At 60.3% G+C, this 16945-nt stretch carries 16 protein-coding genes; 4 read left to right on the top strand and 12 right to left on the bottom strand.

The features are described 5' to 3' along the window. Positions 1–38: 38 nt before the first annotated feature. From BJ928_RS20470 to BJ928_RS20445, 6 genes are all read right to left on the bottom strand, one after another. Positions 39–779: a hypothetical protein gene (locus BJ928_RS20470; RefSeq protein ID WP_047633873.1), complete on the bottom strand. Its 741-nt coding sequence runs from the start codon at positions 777–779 to the stop codon at positions 39–41. Further along, positions 776–1891 carry an endonuclease/exonuclease/phosphatase family protein gene (locus BJ928_RS20465; RefSeq protein WP_047633872.1) on the bottom strand — a complete coding sequence of 372 codons (1116 nt, stop codon included), beginning with the start codon at positions 1889–1891 and terminating at the stop codon, positions 776–778. Before BJ928_RS20465 ends, BJ928_RS20470 begins: the two co-directional genes overlap by 4 nt. Positions 1892–1939: 48 nt before the next feature. After that, positions 1940–2935, bottom strand: coding sequence for a 2OG-Fe(II) oxygenase family protein (locus BJ928_RS20460; RefSeq protein ID WP_047633871.1), 996 nt, complete (start codon positions 2933–2935; stop codon positions 1940–1942). 77 nt (positions 2936–3012) lie between these two features. Continuing rightward, positions 3013–4044 carry an ABC transporter ATP-binding protein gene (locus BJ928_RS20455; RefSeq protein WP_047633870.1) on the bottom strand — a complete coding sequence of 344 codons (1032 nt, stop codon included), beginning with the start codon at positions 4042–4044 and terminating at the stop codon, positions 3013–3015. Beyond that, on the bottom strand, positions 4032–5726 hold the full coding sequence (locus BJ928_RS20450; RefSeq protein WP_047633868.1) for an iron ABC transporter permease: 1695 nt from the start codon (positions 5724–5726) through the stop codon (positions 4032–4034). The genes BJ928_RS20455 and BJ928_RS20450 overlap by 13 nt, the downstream gene beginning before the upstream one ends. 17 nt (positions 5727–5743) lie before the next feature. Next, positions 5744–6724 (bottom strand): ABC transporter substrate-binding protein, encoded by a 981-nt coding sequence (locus BJ928_RS20445; RefSeq protein ID WP_047633867.1) that lies wholly within the window; start codon positions 6722–6724, stop codon positions 5744–5746. A 174-nt stretch (positions 6725–6898) separates the two neighbouring features. Here BJ928_RS20445 and BJ928_RS20440 point away from each other — a divergent pair, with 174 nt between their 5' ends. Continuing rightward, a complete protein-coding gene (locus tag BJ928_RS20440; RefSeq protein ID WP_047633866.1) occupies positions 6899–7957 on the top strand; it encodes an aldo/keto reductase in 1059 nt (352 codons plus the stop codon). A gap of 50 nt (positions 7958–8007) precedes the next feature. Here BJ928_RS20440 and BJ928_RS20435 read toward each other — a convergent pair whose 3' ends face one another. Both BJ928_RS20435 and BJ928_RS20430 read right to left on the bottom strand, forming a co-directional pair. Beyond that, complete coding sequence (locus BJ928_RS20435; protein ID WP_147413923.1) at positions 8008–8658, bottom strand: hypothetical protein; 651 nt, start codon at positions 8656–8658, stop codon at positions 8008–8010. A gap of 322 nt (positions 8659–8980) precedes the next feature. Continuing rightward, positions 8981–10210, bottom strand: a complete 1230-nt coding sequence (locus BJ928_RS20430) for a PLP-dependent aminotransferase family protein (RefSeq protein ID WP_047633864.1) — start codon at positions 10208–10210, stop codon at positions 8981–8983. A gap of 157 nt (positions 10211–10367) precedes the next feature. On the opposite strand from BJ928_RS20430, the gene BJ928_RS20425 reads away from it, so the two are divergent. Further along, positions 10368–10955 (top strand): class I SAM-dependent methyltransferase, encoded by a 588-nt coding sequence (locus BJ928_RS20425; RefSeq protein ID WP_047633863.1) that lies wholly within the window; start codon positions 10368–10370, stop codon positions 10953–10955. A 50-nt stretch (positions 10956–11005) separates the two neighbouring features. Here the strand turns inward: BJ928_RS20425 and ilvC are convergent, their stop codons facing one another. Both ilvC and BJ928_RS20415 read right to left on the bottom strand, forming a co-directional pair. Beyond that, positions 11006–12025 carry a ketol-acid reductoisomerase gene (gene ilvC / locus BJ928_RS20420; protein WP_047633862.1) on the bottom strand — a complete coding sequence of 340 codons (1020 nt, stop codon included), beginning with the start codon at positions 12023–12025 and terminating at the stop codon, positions 11006–11008. 44 nt (positions 12026–12069) lie between these two features. Continuing rightward, positions 12070–12720, bottom strand: a complete 651-nt coding sequence (locus tag BJ928_RS20415) for a TetR/AcrR family transcriptional regulator C-terminal domain-containing protein (RefSeq protein ID WP_047633861.1) — start codon at positions 12718–12720, stop codon at positions 12070–12072. A gap of 193 nt (positions 12721–12913) precedes the next feature. Between BJ928_RS20415 and BJ928_RS20410 the strand changes: the two genes are divergently transcribed. Further along, positions 12914–13396 carry a hypothetical protein gene (locus BJ928_RS20410; RefSeq protein ID WP_052227819.1) on the top strand — a complete coding sequence of 161 codons (483 nt, stop codon included), beginning with the start codon at positions 12914–12916 and terminating at the stop codon, positions 13394–13396. A gap of 40 nt (positions 13397–13436) precedes the next feature. On the opposite strand, the gene BJ928_RS20405 is transcribed toward BJ928_RS20410, so the two are convergent. Beyond that, positions 13437–14348 (bottom strand): AraC family transcriptional regulator, encoded by a 912-nt coding sequence (locus BJ928_RS20405; RefSeq protein ID WP_047633859.1) that lies wholly within the window; start codon positions 14346–14348, stop codon positions 13437–13439. Between the two features lie 198 nt (positions 14349–14546). On the opposite strand from BJ928_RS20405, the gene BJ928_RS20400 reads away from it, so the two are divergent. Further along, positions 14547–15590, top strand: a complete 1044-nt coding sequence (locus tag BJ928_RS20400) for an NAD(P)-dependent alcohol dehydrogenase (protein WP_047633858.1) — start codon at positions 14547–14549, stop codon at positions 15588–15590. A gap of 39 nt (positions 15591–15629) precedes the next feature. Here BJ928_RS20400 and BJ928_RS20395 read toward each other — a convergent pair whose 3' ends face one another. Next, positions 15630–16892, bottom strand: a complete 1263-nt coding sequence (locus BJ928_RS20395; protein WP_047633857.1) for an NAD(P)/FAD-dependent oxidoreductase — start codon at positions 16890–16892, stop codon at positions 15630–15632. Positions 16893–16945 lie beyond the last annotated feature (53 nt).

Genomic DNA, 16945 nt, shown 5'->3' with positions numbered 1-16945 from the left:
TTATTCATAACGGCAAGCGACTCCAGCGCAAGCCCAAGCTATTTCTCCCCGCCGAAGAACCAGGCAAGGATCGGCAGCATCGCGACATTATAGCGATGCGCTGTGGGATCGGCCGAGCGAATGGCGACCACGCCATCGACCTCATCCTCTTCGGAAACCAATATGTGAGCCTCGATCCGTCGCAGCATATCCTCCGCCGTCCATGGAAAACGAAAGACGCGGAGAAGCGTGACTGAACGGTTGAGATGCGTGGCGTAATATCCGGGATCAGCAGCCGCTTCGTTCAGATCCAGGCCGATTTCCTCCAACACCTCGCGGCGCATGTTGCCTTCAACATCGGCATGGCCGTCGACGATATCATTCTCATCCACCGACCCGGCTGCGCAATAGACCTGGCCGGCATTGGCAGTATGCGACGCCATCCGGATGGCAATCATCGCGCCATCGGACGATATAGCCACCGGAAATGCGAAAAGATGGGAGCCGCCCTGCCGCTCCCTTTGCTTCCGCCACCAGAGGAAGGTGGAAAAAGGCGTTACATAAGCTTCCCCTTTCACCACGCCGTCTGCAAGCGAAAGCCGGCGTTGAAAGATCATGCGGCCGTCGTAAAGCGCCGGATTGGCGGCAATTTCCCTCTCCCAGTTCTCCCGCGCGGCTTCCAGCTCCTGAATATGGAACGGATGCTCGCCAGGAAGCACGGCAAGATCGATGCTGGAGACAGGGAATACGGTATTTTCCGGCGGCCAGCCGGCCATGTCATTCTCTTGTGAAACGGTCATATCAGATCCAATGTCATAACGACGGGGCAATGGTCCGAGGCTTTCGGCCTGTCCCAGCCGACCCGCGGATAGCGCTCCACCTCCTGCCCCGGCGGAAATATGGTGCGGAAAGGCTGGCCGGACCGCACGATGTCCGGAATGCGCGAGGCATTGGCACGCGCAAGAGCCGGCGACAGCCAGATATAGTCGAGCTGGCAAAGCCGCTGCTCCTGCGGCCCGCGCGCATGATAGAGCGTCCAACGATCGAGTTCGTCGCGCCGGTGCATGATGTTTTCAACGAAACCATCATGGCTGAAGACATCGAGCGCGCTGCCCTTCTCCTCATTTCGCGGCTCGAAACGATAGCCGGTGCGGCGCGTGCCGATGACATCGACCCATTCCTGATAGTCGTTCATGTCGCCGCAGATGGCGAAATTCTTTGTTGCCGTATGACCTGCGCCAAACCGATCTTCGATGATGCGACGCACCGCCATCGTCTCGGCGCGACGGATCGGCATGGTCGCATGCCGTCCATCCATGCCCTCACGTGCCGGCCCCATCGATTTCAGGTGGGTGACATAGAGCGAGAACGGCACGCCGCCGATATGAAGATGCAGCTCCAGGCAATCGCGCTTGAAGATCTTGTCTTCGGCATGGTGGCCAAGTTCCGCCAGTTCGTCGTTGAAGAGCCCGAAATCGCCATAGGTCACCATGGCGTGACTCTTGATGTCATTGAGCACGATCGGCTGGCCGTCACGCGTCTCCTCGCGCATCATCACGGCAACATCGATACCGCGGCTGTCATTGCCTTCGATCAGGTACTTCTGGCGATAGCCGTTGCCAACCATGCGGTAGAGATAGCCGTATTCGAAGGCCTGCAGTGCCGCCATGTTGTCCACTTCCTGCAGGCAGATGATGTCGGCATCGGCATCCGCGATCGCAAGCGCGGTCATCTGCCTGGTGTCGTCAGTCGCGGCAACCACGCGCGCCGCCTCCAGCTGCTGATAGACTTCCTCGTTGCGGACATCGAAGAGCTGCAGCACACGATCCTGGCGCAGCTGGTTGCGAAAACCGGTGTAATCGAAGCGGGTCAGAAGGTTTTCGACATTGAAGGTAGCGAGGCGCAGGGACATGAAGCATTCCAGTTTATGAAGAATATGAGCCGGCTCACTAAGCCGGTATCATCCCGCCTTGGCGGTGACTGTCGATTTGAACTTGCCCATCAGATACGGGCCGGAAAGAACAGGCGCATATTTCGGCGCCTCACCTTCCTTCAGGCATGAGGGCAGGCAGGCGATCTCGGCAAACCAGTTCGGCTGATGGAAGAAGGCAAGGGACTGCCGGCGCTGCATGCCGCCCTCTTCCGGCGGCGGATTGACGACGCGGTGGACGGTCGAAACCCAGCGATCATTGGTCCAGAGCGCCATGAGGTCGCCGATATTGATGACGAAGGCTCCCTCCACCGGCGGCACCGGTGTCCAATTGCCATCAGGAGCGATGATCTCGAGTCCTTTGGAGCCGGGCTGCGCCAGGAGGATCGTCAGGCTGCCGTAATCGGTATGCGCGCCGGCGCGAAGCTGGCCCGGCTGCGGCGGCACGTGCTGCTCCGGATAATTCAACGCCCGCAGCGCGCTGATCGGCGCATCCACATAAGAATCGAAGAAATGCTCGTCGAGGCCGAGCGCGGTTGCGAAGACACGCATGATGCGCGCCGCCAGATCCTCCATCGCCCCATAATAGGCCTTCCATGCTTCGACAAAGCCTTCTGGTCCTTCCGGCCAGATGGTCGCGGCGTAGCAGAAGCCGAGCGCTTCCGGGTCGGTCATCCCTGCGGGAACGGAAAGCGGTCCGCCATTGAAACTCTCTTTCAGATCCGGCGGCGTGTCGACATTGCGCGATTTCGCCAACGCCTCGGTCCCAGGCCCGAGATAGCCATAGGGATAGCCCGGATAGAGCGTCTTGGCATGTTGCTTCACCTCGGGGGGCAGGTCGAAGAACGCGTGTGTCTTCTTCCATACGCCGGCGATCACGGCATCGGCGACGCCGTGGTTGGCAATCGCCAGGAAGCCGGTCGAGCGGCATATCCGATCCACCTCCGCGCCGAGCCGCTTCTTCTCCTCATGACCGGCTGCTTCGAAAGCGCCGAGATCGAAAATCGGAAAGCTATGATCGGACATGAGCGACTCCCATTCGTGACGTCGAGCAAATCAAGCATAGGAGGCGACGGGGAACAACCACCTTGTCCCCAGTCCGATCAAAGCCGCCAGGCCGAACGGATGGCCACCCGATAGTCATCACCCGTAGCGACCGCCTCGCGGCTATAGGCACGCAGCGTCTGCCCATCCGGCATCGACAGCCTCATCGCGTAGCGCTCGCCCTCATAGAGAACCGAATCGACCCGGCAGCAAATGCCCTCCGCATCGGCAAGCACATCCTCAGGCCGCACGAGGATATCCGCAACCGCCGAACCGCCTGCCCGGCTCTCCCAAAGACCCTGGAAAGACGACCAGTCGATGCGTCGTGGCCCGCCATCGGGAAAAGCGAGCGCCAGGATGGCGCCCTGCCCGACAAGGCCGCCGACCATTCTGCCTTCAGGACGCGCATAGATCTCCGCCGGTGGCGCCATCTGCAGCAGCCGCCCTTCGGACATGACGGCGACGTCGGTCGCAAGCGCCATCGCCTCGCTCTGGTCATGCGTGACATAGACCATGGTAGCTCCGGAGCGCTGGTGGAACTCGCGGAAAGTCTCCTCCATCTCCTTCTTCAGATGACGGTCGAGGTTGGCGAGCGGCTCGTCAAGCAGGACGACATCGGGCGATGTCACCAGGCAGCGAGCAAGCGCCACGCGCTGCCGCTGACCGCCGGAGAGATCGGCGGGCCTGCGTTCGGCGTAATCGCCAAGTCGCACGGTCGCCAATGCCTCTCGCACCTTTTCACGATAGCGCTCGCCCGTAATGCCGCGCACCTTCAAGGGATAGCCGACATTGTCTGATACGTTCATATGCGGCCAGAGCGCGTAGGACTGGAACACCATCGCCATGTTGCGCCGCTCCGGCGGCAGCATGTTCGCGGCATCGGCCAGCAGCCGCTCGCCGAGATGGATGGAGCCATCCGTTGGCTGCTCGAAACCGGCGATCATTCTGAGCACGGTCGTCTTGCCGCAGCCGGAGGGACCGAGCAGGGCCAGGAAACCGCCCTCGCGAACATCAAGCGACAAGGCGTTGACCGCGGCGCGGCCGCCCGTGCCGAAATCCTTGCTGATGTGATTGAGGATCAGCTTCGCCAAGGCACAACTCCCTTCGGCAGGCGCTTGGCCATGATTTCAAGAAGCACCATCATGATAACGACCATGGCGATGACGATGACCGACATGGCCGAGGCAAGATCGGCGCTGCCGCCATCGTCAAGATTGTAGATGACGACGCCGAGCGTCTGCGTGCCGGCCGACCAGAGTAGCGCCGAGACGGTCAGTTCGTTGCAGGCGATCAGGAAGACGAGGATCACCGATGCCCCCGCAGCCGGCGCGATCAGCGGCACGATGATATCGGTCAGGCGGCGGAAGAATCCCGCACCGGAGAGACGCGCCGCCTCCTCCAATGCCGGATCGAGCTGCAGGAAGGCGCTCATGACCGGCTTCAGACTGACGGCGAAATAGGCGGAGAAGTAGGCAAGCAGGATGATCCAGATCGTCCCGTAGAGCGTGACATTCAAGATCGGAAGCGGCGCCGCGAACACCAGAATGAAGCAGACGGCGATGATGATGCCCGGAAGCGAATAGGGAATCTCGATCATGCCGCCGACGATGCGGCTCAGCATGTCCTTCCGCCGCGTCAGCGCATAGGCCGCAAGCACCGTCACCAGAAGGAGACCCAGCGCCGTCATCCCCGCCAGAAACAGCGAGTTGGAAAAGGCGACGCGCGTTATGCTCTGCCGAAACAGGATTTCCGTGAAGGCGTTCAGCGATGCCGTCTTTAAGGTGAGCGGAACGCCATAGGTCGGCACCAGCGCGCCGGCAACCAGCGCCAGGAAGGGCGCGACAAGCATGACGAACAGGATGGCGTAGAGCATCGGCAGCGCCAGGTAGCGCCAGCGGCCGAGCGAAAAGGCCGCCGTCGCGCCGGAAATACCGATGACGCGATAGTCACGCCCCTTCAAGGCCCTGCCCTGTACGGCAAGACCGGCGACGGCAATGACGGCGATCATCGTCGACAGCACGGCGATATCGCCGAATGTGCGTGGCCCGAAACTGGAGAACTTGGTGAAGATCAGCGTCGAGAGCGTGTAGATCGAGGCGGGAATGCCGAGGATCGCGGGAATGCCGAAATTGCCGATTGAGGAGACGAAAGCGATGGCCGCACCCGCGATGACGCCGGGCAGAGACAAGGGCAGGATGATATCGCGGAAAACGCGCAAACCGGACGCGCCGGAAAGCCTTGCCGCCTCGACGCCATCGCGCGGCAGCGCCATCAGACCGGCGCGCAGGGCGAGATAGACGAGCGGCGCATGCTGTACGCCGTAAAGTAATGCAATGCCGCCGATGGAATAAAGCGGCTGCGGCGAGCCGAGCGGCGGTGCGATGTGCAGCGCTTTCAGCAAGGGGCTCGATGGCCCGGACATCTGCACCCAGGCAAGCGCCGTCACCTGCGGCGGGATCATCATCGGCAGCACGAAGAGGAAGCCGAGCAAGCCCCTGCCCGAAAGATCGGTCAATGTCAGCAGAAATGCAAAGAGGCAGCCGAGCAAGACGGAAACGATGGTGCCGAGCACGGCCGTTTCGATCGTGTACCAGGCCGAACGCCAGAGTGCCGGATCGGTGATGAGATCATAGGTGCCGCCTCTCAGCAGCGCCTCGATGCCGACGAACGCCAGCCGCGCCAGCGGCAGGACGCTGAGCAAGAGCACGACGGCAACAACAAAAGGAAACAGCCAGGCCGGCTGGCTGTTTCCCCTACGCACATATCCGTACATCTAAAATCCGGGTCGGATTACTTCGACTTGAAGTAGGTGGAGAAGGTCTTCAGGTCCTGATCCGTGTTCTTGAGAGCAACCGCGGCATTCAACGGCAAAACCTTGATGCTGTCACGTGCCGGGAAGCCTTCCGGCAGCGGCGTGCCGTTGCGAGCCGGGATATAGCCGAGCTTCAGGAAGCCTTCCTGGCCCTTTTCGGAGAGAACGTAATCGACGAACTTCTTGGCGGCATCGGCATGCTGCGTGCCGGCGAGAATGCCGACCGGCTCGGTGACGGCCGAAACGCCTTCCTTCGGGAAGACGAATTCCAGCGGGGCGCCCTTGGCCTTTTCCCGGATCGGCATGTAGTCGACGATCATGCCATAGGCCTTCTCGCCGGAAGCGACGGACTTCAGCACCGCGCCGTTACCGCCCGAGGCGATTGCGCCATTCTCGGCGAGGTTCTTGTAGTAGTCCCAGCCAAGGCTGCCGACGCCGGCAAGCGTCTGCGCGTGGATGAGAGCGGCGCCCGAAGCAAGCGGGCTCGGCATGGCGACGAGGCCCTTGGCTTCCGGCTTGACCAGATCCTGCCAGCTTGCCGGCTTCATCGCAGCAGCGGTGTTGTAGACGATGCCGGTCGTGATCAGCTTGGTGGAGTAGTAATAGCCGTCGGCATCATAAAGCGATGCGTCGTAGTTTGCGGCTTCCGGCGACTTGTAGGCGAGCAGCTTGCCGGCTTCCTTCAGGCGCTCCAGCGTTACGGTGTCGGCGATCAGCAGGACGTCGGCAACCGGGGCACCGGCCTGCATTTCAGCCTGCAGCTTGGCAATGATCTGCGGCGTGCCGTCACGAACCCAATCGACCTTGACGCCGGGATTGGCGGCCATGAAGCCATCGACGGTCGCCTGCGCATCGGCATTCGGCTGGCTGGTGTAGAGGACGAGATCGGCGGAATAAGCTGCACTTGAGAAAAGAGCGACGGCCAAAAGGCCAGCAAAGGCGGAAATAAAGGTCTTCATGAAAAACGTCCTCGGCTAGGTTGCAGGAAGGTTCTGTAGACGCGCGGCTTAACATGATTGTGACAGTTGAATTTGTATAGATTGCCGTTGGTATGATGATTGAATCTTGACCAGCGCCATCAACCGCTATTTCCTGACGCACGTATTTCAGACGGGATCGAGGAGGAAAGATCTATGGAATATCGCCTGCTTGGCCGCTCCGGCCTCAAAGTTTCCACCATCACCATGGGCACCATGACCTTCGGCGGAGTCGGCTGGGCCAAGGCCGCCGGCGACCTTGGCGTCAAGGAAGCAAAGAAGCTCGTGGACATGTGCGTGGATGCCGGCGTCAACCTGCTCGACACGGCTGACGTCTATTCGCAAGGTGTATCGGAAGAGATCCTCGGCGAGATTATCGGCGGCCAGCGCAAGGATGGCGTGCTGATCGCCACCAAGGCCCGTTTCCCGATGGGTCCAGGTGTCAACGATGTCGGCTCCTCCCGCCAGCATCTCATCCAGGCCTGCGAAGCCAGCCTGAAGCGCATGAAGACCGATGTCATCGATCTCTATCAGCTGCATGAGTGGGACGGACAGACCCCTCTCGAAGAAACGATGGAAGCGCTCGACACCTTGGTCCGACAGGGCAAGGTCCGCTACATCGGCTGCTCGAATTTTTCCGGCTGGCACATCATGAAGGCGCTCGGCGTCAGCGAGCGCGACAAACGCGAGCGTTTCGTCAGCCAGCAGATCCACTACACGCTTGAGGCCCGTGACGCGGAAAACGAGTTGGTGCCTGTTAGCATCGACCAGGGCCTCGGCATCCTCGTCTGGAGCCCGCTCGCTGCCGGCCTGCTGTCCGGCAAGCATCGCCGCAACCAGGCGACGCCCGAGGGTACGCGCCAGTTCGCAGGCTGGACGGAGCCGCCGATCCGCGACGAAAACCGCCTGTGGAATATCGTTGATGCGTTGGCGGAGGTTGCCGATGGTCGCGGCGTTTCGGCGGCTCAAGTTGCGCTTGCGTGGCTCATCGGCCGCAAGGGCGTGACTTCGGTCATCGTCGGCGGCCGCAACAAGGCGCAGTTCAAGGATAATCTTGCCAGTGCGGATTTGAAGCTGACGGACGAGGAGCGCAAGCGACTTGACGATGTCAGCCTGCCGCCGCTGATGTATCCTTATTGGCATCAGCGCAATACAGCGAGCGACCGGCTGAGCGAGGCCGATCTCTCACTGATCGGCCCGCACTTGGATAAGTAAGGAAAGCCGCGTGGCGGCTTAGGCCGCCATTGCCCCGACCTCGCCGGCAATCAGGGACGGTCAATATCGTAGATGAGGCGTTTGTCATAAAGCGCCTTCAATTCATCGGTCGAATAAGTCGCTGTGTCATCCGCGTCGAAATAGCCGGCAACCTTATAGGCGGCCTCACTATAATCCTTTGAAGCGCTTCTCTTCTTGTCATAACCATTGTGGGCAATCTCGAAGGTAGCCTTGCCATCGGCAATTCCGACAATTCGCAAAAGGCCATAAACATGCGGATTGGTGAAACCCGAGGATATTTGCGAGATCTCGGCCTCATAGATATCGCCGATCTTGGGTTCGGCCAACATCTTTGCGACCTCGCCATCATGCTGGATGCCAACCACCACCACCAGACCGACAAGCGCGGCGATGGCGCCTAAACCGACCATCCACCCGCGCCGGTCCATAAAGGGTACGGGATCGGATGTGAGCTTGTCGGCAATAGCAGCACGTTCAATGACGTGACCATTGTTACAACGATTGCAATAGGCAGCGTATTTGCGGGAGGTCACAAAGCGGATCAAATACCAGAAGTGGCGATAGCGGTAGGTCAGCATCGCACGGTAGGTCTGGTCGTTATGACATATCTCACAGCGTTGAACCCCGATGTCCTGCGCCGCGACCACGGTTTTCGTGCCTGATCCCCAAACGTAAAGCATCAATCCCCCAAGATGACTTAATCCTCGACCCCCAAATATTAGGGCGCTACCAATAGATTACAATTTATCACCTTGCTGGTGAAACTGGCGATTCAGCAACCTGAGACAACACCTCGCTGAAGAGGGTAACCGCAAATGGAAAGCAGAACAAGATTACAAGGCCAGCGGGAACAGGATCCTCCGGAAAACTTGAGTGGCCGGGATAAGCAAAATTTCTGGCTGACTTTGCCTCAAAAGCTGGAAAGTCGCTAAGTGCCATGAGCGAGGCCGACCTTTCGCCGATCGGCCCGCATCAGGCAAAGTGACAAAACCGGGCGGCGGCTTAGGCCGCCATCGCCCCGATCTCGCTCGCGATCAACTTGCCAAGCCGCGAGATGCCTTCTTCGATCATCTCGTCGTTGGCGCAGGAGAAGCTGACGCGGAAGGTGTTCGCACCAGTGCCATCTGCAAAGAAGGCCTGACCGGGCACGAAGGCGACCTTCGCCGTTTCCAGCGATCGCGCGAGCAGCTTGGCGCCGTCCATCCCCTTCGGCAACGTGACCCAGACGAACATGCCGCCTTGCGGCTTCGTCCAGCTCGTACCCTCTGGCATGTACTTCGCAAGCGCTGCCAGCATGCAGTCGCGGCGATGGCTGTAGGTCTTGCGGACTTTGGCGACCTGCGCCTCGAAACCGCGCTCGGCGACCTGATGGATGGCGATCTGGTTGATCGTCGAGGAGTGCAGGTCGGCGGCCTGCTTCATCAACACAAGCTTGCGGATGACAGGCGCATTGGCGACGACGAAGCCGACGCGAAGGCCGGGCGCCAGCGTCTTGGAGAAGCTGCCGCAATAGATCGTGCGCGTGTCATTGATGTTGCCCTTGCGCGCGATTTCCAGCGCGAGAATCGGCGCAACCGGCTCGCCGTCGTAACGCAGCGACTGATAGGCGGCATCTTCGATGACGGCAATATCGAGTTCTTCAGCCAGATCGAGCAGCTTCTCGCGACCTGCCAGATCAACTGTCTCGCCCGTTGGGTTGGCGAAATCGGCCGAGAGATAGGCGAACTTCACCCTGCCGCCCGCCTGTGAAGCGGCAGCGCGATAGGACTCCGGCGTGCGGTTGCCGTTGGGCGTCAACTGGTCATAGGTCGGCTCATAGGCATTGAAGGCCTGCAGCGCGCCGAGATAGGTCGGAGCAGTCACCAGCGCGGTATCCTTCGGCGACAGGAAGAGCTTGCCGAGATAATCGAGCCCCTGCTGAGAACCGGAAACGATGAAGACGTTTTCGAGTTCGCAGGGAATGCCGAGCGCCGCCATCTGGCCGACGAGCCATTCACGCAAGGGCTTGTAGCCCTCGCTGACCGAATATTGCAGCGCTGCATTGACCGTCGGGCCGGAAAAGATGTCGGCATAGGCCTGCTTGAATTCGGCATCCGGAAACAATGCGGGATCGGGAATGCCGCCGGCAAAAGAGATGATATCAGGCCGTTCCAGCAGCTTCAGCAATTCGCGGATTTCGGAGGCGCGCATACGGCTCGAGCGCGTCGCAAAGATATTTTCCCAATTCAACATGGGGTTTCCTCGTAATTTTTGATCTTTCTGGCACAAGATCACGCAACAAAAGATAAGTCAACAATGCTGACCTATTTTGTTTTCGACATGCCGGATATTCGCTATCTTTCGTGATAGCACTAGGCATCTCGATCGAAAAAAGTGAGCTGAAGCAAGCATGAGTACCGACCCGACATCGTCCTTCTACAGCGACAACGCAGCCCTCTACGCCGCGCGTGACCGCAACCTGCCAAGGAGGCGGCTGGATGCCTTCTTGGAGGCCCTGCCCGCCGGTGCTTCCATTCTCGAACTGGGTTGCGGCGCCGGCCAGGATGCGGCCTACATGCTCTCGTGCGGTTTCGACGTCACACCCACCGACGGTTCCGCCGAACTCGCAAGCGAGGCCGAGAAACACATCGGCAAGCCCGTTCGCGTCATGCGCTTTGAAACATTGAATGCCCGCGACGCTTTCAACGGCATCTGGGCGGAAGCGAGCCTTCTGCATGTGCCGCGCTCGAGTTTGCCAGATGTCTTCAGTCGCATTCTGCAGGCTCTGAAGACCGGCGGCATCTTCCATGCCAGCTTTAAGGCGGGGGAATCAGAGGGACACGACAAATTCGGGCGCTACTACAACTATCCCTCCGCCACATGGCTTGAGGACAAGCTGAGCGCCGCAGGATGGAGGATCGTCACCATGACCGAAGCCGATGGCGGCGGCTTCGACGGCGAGCCGACACGATGGCTCTATGTGACGGCCCGAAAATAGAAAGGCCGGAGCTTTCGCCCCGGCCCTCCATTCCGGCTCTCGCCGAAAGCTTAGTTGACCGACTTATCGACCAGCTTGTTCTTGCCGATCCAGGGCATCATGCCGCGCAGCTTGGCGCCGACTTCTTCGATCTGGTGGCTGTCGTTGTTGCGGCGGATACCCTTGAAGCGGGCGGCGCCCGAACGGTATTCCTGCATCCACTCGGAGGTGAACTTGCCGGTCTGGATGTCCTTGAGGACGCGCTTCATCTCAGCCTTGGTTTCTTCGGTGATGATGCGCGGACCGGTGACGTATTCGCCCCACTCGGCCGTGTTCGAGATCGAGTAGTTCATGTTGGCGATGCCGCCTTCATAGATCAGGTCGACGATGAGCTTCACTTCGTGCAGGCACTCGAAATAGGCCATTTCCGGAGCGTAGCCGGCTTCAACCAGCGTTTCGAAGCCGGCGCGGATGAGCTCGACGAGACCGCCGCAGAGAACGACCTGTTCGCCGAAGAGGTCGGTTTCGCACTCTTCGCGGAAGTTGGTTTCGATGATGCCCGAACGGCCGCCGCCAACGCCGCAAGCGTAGGAGAGAGCGAGTTCAAGAGCGTTGCCCGAAGCGTTCTGATGAACGGCAACGAGGCAGGGAACGCCGCCGCCCTTCTGGTATTCGCCGCGAACCGTGTGGCCCGGGCCCTTCGGAGCGATCATGACGACGTCGACCGAAGCCTTCGGCTCGATGAGGCCGAAGTGAACGTTGAGGCCGTGCGCGAAGGCGATTGCAGCGCCGTCACGGATATTCGGAGCAATATCGGCCTTGTAGATGTCGGCCTGCAGTTCGTCCGGGGTCGCCATCATCATCAGGTCGGCCCAGGCAGCAGCTTCGGCAACGGTCATGACCTTGAAGCCATCGGCTTCGGCCTTCTTGACAGTTGGAGAGCCGGCCTTCAGCGCGATCACGACGTTCTGTGCGCCGCTGTCCTTCAGGTTCAGCGCGTGCGCGCGGCCCTGAGAACCGTAGCCGATGACGGCGACCTTCTTCGACTTGATGAGGTTGAGATCGGCATCACGATCGTAATAGACGCGCATTGTTTGTCCTTCCCTTTGCTTGTCTGGGTGCAGATATCGAATTGTCAGACGGTCGCTGCCGCTTCCGCCAGTACTTTTTCCGTGCCGTAAAGCCGGAGGAAGGCGGTAACCGCCTTCTCCGCCTGACGGCTCGTATCCTTCAAACCGGGCTCGCCGAGCAACATGCGCACATGCAGATCGGAGACGATGAGCCCGTAAAGCGTGTGATATGCCTCGTCGGCATCGGCAAACCGCAATAGCCCTGCCCGCTTGCCGGCATCGATGAGACCGATGGCGCGGCGGTCAATCTGCCGGCGCCCGCGCTCCAGCAAGAGCTTGCCGAGCTTGGAGCCGTCGCGGTTCGACTGGCCGATCGCCAGGCGGTTCAATGCGAGAGAGACGTCGCCTGCCAGAACCTCGAGCAGATCGCGGGCGAAAATCACCAGATGGTCGTGCAGGCTTGCCGTGTTCAGCCGCTCGCCATTGCGCTCGAAGGTGCGGACCTTGCTGGCCTGATAGGTGATCATCGCCGAGAGCAGGCCGTCGCGATCGCCGAACCACTTGTAAAGGCTTTCCTTGGAACAATTGGCGGCGCGGGCAACGCCAGAGGTCGTCAGCGCCTTCTCGCCGCCGTCGACGAGGAGACGCAGCGCCTGTTCCAGAACCGCGTTCTGGCGCGGCGAAAACTCGCTCGACTGTCCTACTTCGCTCAGCACGATGGCTACTCCCAAATGCGTACCGTACGGTACGGTTCGTGGCGCTTTATGCAGTAAGCCAATGCAGGCGTCAAGCGGAATTCGTTGCTGCACTGCGCCAAAAAGAGAGAGCTTGTCAGGGCGGCCTTGAGATAGCTAGATCTTACTAGCCCACCTGCTTCCTGATCAGCATCGCCTTGATGAGAATCGCCCCATGCATCTTTCCAAAACGTTGCTCTTCTTGACTGCAATCGGATATCGCTCCGTCACAGGCAAAGGGCGGATGCTTGCCGGCGCTATTGGGGTCTGTCTAACAGCCAGCCTGCTTTCCGTGCTGGCATCAAGCCTTTCGGAAGCGAGGCCGCTCGCCGGACCGGCCGGACATTATTGCGGCAAACTTTACTCAAACGGATTGTTGGTGGACGTCGAGACGTCGCTGCATGTCGACATGGAAGGGCATGTCTCCGGAACGTACCGCTTCGACGACGATGGAACGAAGACGATCGGTACCCTGTCGGAAATCGGAGTGGCGCCCGGTACGAAGCGGGTGCTGCTATGGTTCGACAAATATGGAACCGGAGCGCTGTCGGTCCAGTTCGATCCCGGCTACACGCACTTCGACGGTCTGTGGGGACCACATGGCTCCCTTCCCAGCTACACCTGGAACGGCGGTAACTGCAACGCCCCGATCAGTTGATCGGGAAAGCTGGACGCGAAAGACCGGTCGGGAATATCGCCTATTCTGCCGCCACCGCATTGTTGCGCATCGCCTCGACATCCCTCAACGGCGGAAGCCCGTAGAGACGGCTATATTCGCGGCTAAACTGCGAAGGGCTCTGATAGCCGACGCGATGGCCGGCCGATCCGACGTCAAGCTGCTCGACAATCATCAGCCGCCGCGCCTCATGCAACCGAAGCTGCTTCTGATATTGCATCGGCGACATCGCGGTCACCGCCTTGAAATGATGATGCAGCGACGAAACGCTCATGCCGACGCGCTCGGCCAGATCCTCGATGCGCAGCGGGTGGGTGAAGTTGCCGCGTATCCAGGCGACGGCGCGCGCCACCCTGTTGCTCTGGCTCTCGGCCATGGCCACCTGCAGCAGCCGCGGGCCGTTCGGACCGGTCAGCAGGCGATAAAGAATCTCCTGCTCGATCAATGGCGCCATCGCCGGAATGTCTTCCGGCCGGTCGAGCAGCCTGAGCAGCCGCAGGGAAGCATCGAGCAGTTCGGGAGATGCGGCATTGACGGCAAGCCCGCGCATCGGTTCCGCCGTCATCGCCTGGCGCGGAATATTGACGCGCGACAGCAGCTCATTCAATCGCTCGCTTTCGAGCACCATCGAGAAACAGAGATAGGGAGTCTCGCTGCGAACATTGGTGACCTGTGTCGATACCGGCAGATCGAGCGCGGTCAGAATATACTCGCCGACACCGTAATGGTACGTATCGGCGCCGACAGTCAGGCTTTTGCGCCCCTGGACGACGACCGCATAGGAGGGCCGATAGGCGCCATGCTGCCATACGGTCACGGCCGACTGTCGGTAGAGGTTGAGACCTTCTATGGCGGTACGATGCTCTCCATCCCCCGTGGCGAAACGGGCAACGATGGACGCAAGCTCCTGATTGGGGTTGAAAGGCAGTGTCATGCGCAACCGACTGTTTTTGAGGGATTGTCGACCCTTATCTAGGTAACCGCATCCGCCGGGAAAAGAGAGACCGGAGATTTAGATTCGCAGGATCGTACACAAAGCTTGCAGGATCGCTCTAACGCTATCGCTTCATCCCGGTGCATAGTGCAGCGTCTCAATTCCACTCCCAACCCTCCCAAGATCAAGGAAACTCCCATGCCTATCGCAAAGGGTTATGCCGCCACCGACGCGTCCAAACCGCTCATCCCATTTACCTTCGAGCGCCGCGACCCGAATGAGGACGATGTCGTCATATCGGTTCAGTACTGCGGCGTCTGCCATTCCGACATCCACCAGGCCCGCAACGAATGGGGCTTCTCGAAATACCCGATGGTGCCTGGTCATGAAGTTGCCGGCGTTGTAACCGCCGTCGGTTCGAAGGTCTCGAAGTTCAAGGTCGGCGACCGCGTCGGCGTCGGCTGCTTCGTCGATTCCTGCACGACCTGCGCCACGCGCGACCCGGACTATGAACACTACATGCCGGGTCTGGTCCAGACCTATAACGACGTCGAAGCCGACGGCAAGACGCCGACCTTCGGCGGCTATTCCGACTCGATCGTCGTCAAGGAAGGCTATGTCCTCTCGTTCCCCGACAATATCCCGCTCGACGCAGGCGCACCGCTGCTTTGCGCCGGCATCACGCTCTATTCGCCGCTGCGCCACTGGAAGGCCGGCCCCGGCAAGAAAGTCGCGATCGTCGGCATGGGCGGCCTCGGCCACATGGGCGTCAAGCTGGCGCATGCCATGGGCGCTGAAGTGACTGTTCTCAGCCAGACGCTGTCGAAGAAGGAAGACGGTCTCAAGCTCGGCGCCGACCACTATTACGCGACGAGCGATGCCGAAACATTCACCAAGCTCGCCGGCAGCTTCGACCTTATCCTCAATACGGTCGGCACCGCCATCGACTGGAATGCCTACCTGAACCTGCTGAAGTATGACGGCAGCATGGTGTTGCTCGGTGTTCCCGAACATGCCGTCCCGGTTCATGCCTTTTCGCTGATCCCCGGCCGCCGCAGCCTTTCCGGCTCCATGATCGGCTCGATCAAGGAAACCCAGGAAATGCTCGACTTCTGTGGCGAGCACAACATCGTCTCCGAGATCGAAAAGATCAACATTCAGCAGATCAACGAAGCCTATGAGCGCGTTCTCAAGAGCGACGTTCGCTACCGCTTCGTCATCGACATCGCCTCGCTGGCATAAGCCGAAAGGAGCGGCGTCCACTTCGGACGCCGCTCCTCGTTAATCCTCGCGAATGCTTTCCCTTTGCGTGATCAGCCGGGCGCTGTGCTGCCGGCTGATGTAGATCCATAGCCAGCTCCAGGCGACCGCGATGCGCCATCGTACGCCGATCAGGAAGTAGATATGGGCCAGGCCCCATACCCACCAGGCGAGCCATCCCTTGAGCTTCAGCCAGCCGAAATCGATGATCGCGGCACTCTTGCCGATCGTCGCCAGACTGCCTTGATGGCGATAGCGGAACGGTCCCGGCGCGGGCCGGCCGGCCAGTTTTGCCTTGATGACCTTGGCGACATAGGCGCCCTGTTGTTTTGCTGCCGGCGCGATCCCCGGCACGGGACTGCCGTCGTCACGCATCACGGCGGCGGTATCTCCTATGATGAAGATATCCTCCTGGCCCGGCGCTCTCAGATCTTTGTCAACGATAGCGCGGCCGGCGCGATCGGCGGGGATGCCAAGCCATTTCGCCGCCGGCGATGCCTCGACGCCCGCCGCCCAGACGATGGTGCGGCACGGAACGAAGCTGTCGCCGATCATGACCCCTTCCGCCGTGCAGGAGGTGACGGGCTTGCCGAAGTGGAGTTCGACGCCAAGCAGCTCCAGCTCCTTCTGCGCATAGTCGGACAGGTCCTTGGCAAAAGCCGAGAGCACGCGCGGGCCGGCCTCCACGAGGATGATCTTCGCCTTGCGGGTGTCGATATTGCGGAATTCTTTCGGCAATGTCGTCCGTGCCAGTTCCGAGATGATGCCGGCAAGCTCGACGCCCGTCGGACCGGCACCGACGATCACGAATGTCAGCAGTGCCTCGCGGACGGCTGGGTCGGTTTCCAGCTCCGCCTGTTCGAAGGCGAGGAGCACGCGACGGCGAATGGTCGTGGCGTCTTCCAGCGTCTTCAATCCTGGCGCGACCGGCTCCCATTCGTCATGGCCGAAATAGGCATGGGTGGCCCCGGTTGCCAGTACCAGCGTGTCGTAATGGATCTTCTGGCCATTCTTCAGCAGCACCTCATGGGCGGCGCTGTCGACTCCGACGACTTCGGCAAGCAGCGTCGTCACTTCGGGCCTGTCCCTGAAGAAGTTACGGATCGGCCAGGCGATTTCGGACGTCGCAAGCAAGGTGGTCGCGACCTGATAGAGAAGCGGCTGAAACAGGTGGTGATTGCGCCGGTCGAGCATCGTGATGCGGACGGGAGCGCCTTTCAGATCGTTGGCGCACTGCACCCCACCGAAACCGCCTCCGACGACAACAACGTGATGATCCTGCATGGCAACACCTCATGATTATGTTCGCAGAAAACGTATGGTTGAGAAGAATAAGC

This window comes from Rhizobium sp. WW_1 (genome assembly GCF_003610155.1).
Classification (GTDB): Bacteria; Pseudomonadota; Alphaproteobacteria; order Rhizobiales; family Rhizobiaceae; genus Rhizobium; species Rhizobium tropici_A.
This window is presented reverse-complemented; position numbering and strand designations above follow the sequence as displayed.

Excerpts from the sequence above, each read along its gene's own strand:
- BJ928_RS20470 (WP_047633873.1), bottom strand. The coding sequence starts at position 779 with ATGACCGTTTCACAAGAGAATGACATGGCCGGCTGGCCGCCGGAAAAT.
- BJ928_RS20465 (WP_047633872.1), bottom strand. The coding sequence starts at position 1,891 with ATGTCCCTGCGCCTCGCTACCTTCAATGTCGAAAACCTTCTGACCCGC.
- BJ928_RS20460 (WP_047633871.1), bottom strand. The coding sequence starts at position 2,935 with ATGTCCGATCATAGCTTTCCGATTTTCGATCTCGGCGCTTTCGAAGCA.
- BJ928_RS20450 (WP_047633868.1), bottom strand. The coding sequence starts at position 5,726 with ATGTACGGATATGTGCGTAGGGGAAACAGCCAGCCGGCCTGGCTGTTT.
- BJ928_RS20445 (WP_047633867.1), bottom strand. The coding sequence starts at position 6,724 with ATGAAGACCTTTATTTCCGCCTTTGCTGGCCTTTTGGCCGTCGCTCTT.
- BJ928_RS20440 (WP_047633866.1), top strand. The coding sequence starts at position 6,899 with ATGGAATATCGCCTGCTTGGCCGCTCCGGCCTCAAAGTTTCCACCATC.
- BJ928_RS20435 (WP_147413923.1), bottom strand. The coding sequence starts at position 8,658 with ATGCTTTACGTTTGGGGATCAGGCACGAAAACCGTGGTCGCGGCGCAG.
- BJ928_RS20430 (WP_047633864.1), bottom strand. The coding sequence starts at position 10,210 with ATGTTGAATTGGGAAAATATCTTTGCGACGCGCTCGAGCCGTATGCGC.
- BJ928_RS20425 (WP_047633863.1), top strand. The coding sequence starts at position 10,368 with ATGAGTACCGACCCGACATCGTCCTTCTACAGCGACAACGCAGCCCTC.
- ilvC (WP_047633862.1), bottom strand. The coding sequence starts at position 12,025 with ATGCGCGTCTATTACGATCGTGATGCCGATCTCAACCTCATCAAGTCG.
- BJ928_RS20410 (WP_052227819.1), top strand. The coding sequence starts at position 12,914 with ATGCATCTTTCCAAAACGTTGCTCTTCTTGACTGCAATCGGATATCGC.
- BJ928_RS20405 (WP_047633859.1), bottom strand. The coding sequence starts at position 14,348 with ATGACACTGCCTTTCAACCCCAATCAGGAGCTTGCGTCCATCGTTGCC.
- BJ928_RS20400 (WP_047633858.1), top strand. The coding sequence starts at position 14,547 with ATGCCTATCGCAAAGGGTTATGCCGCCACCGACGCGTCCAAACCGCTC.
- BJ928_RS20395 (WP_047633857.1), bottom strand. The coding sequence starts at position 16,892 with ATGCAGGATCATCACGTTGTTGTCGTCGGAGGCGGTTTCGGTGGGGTG.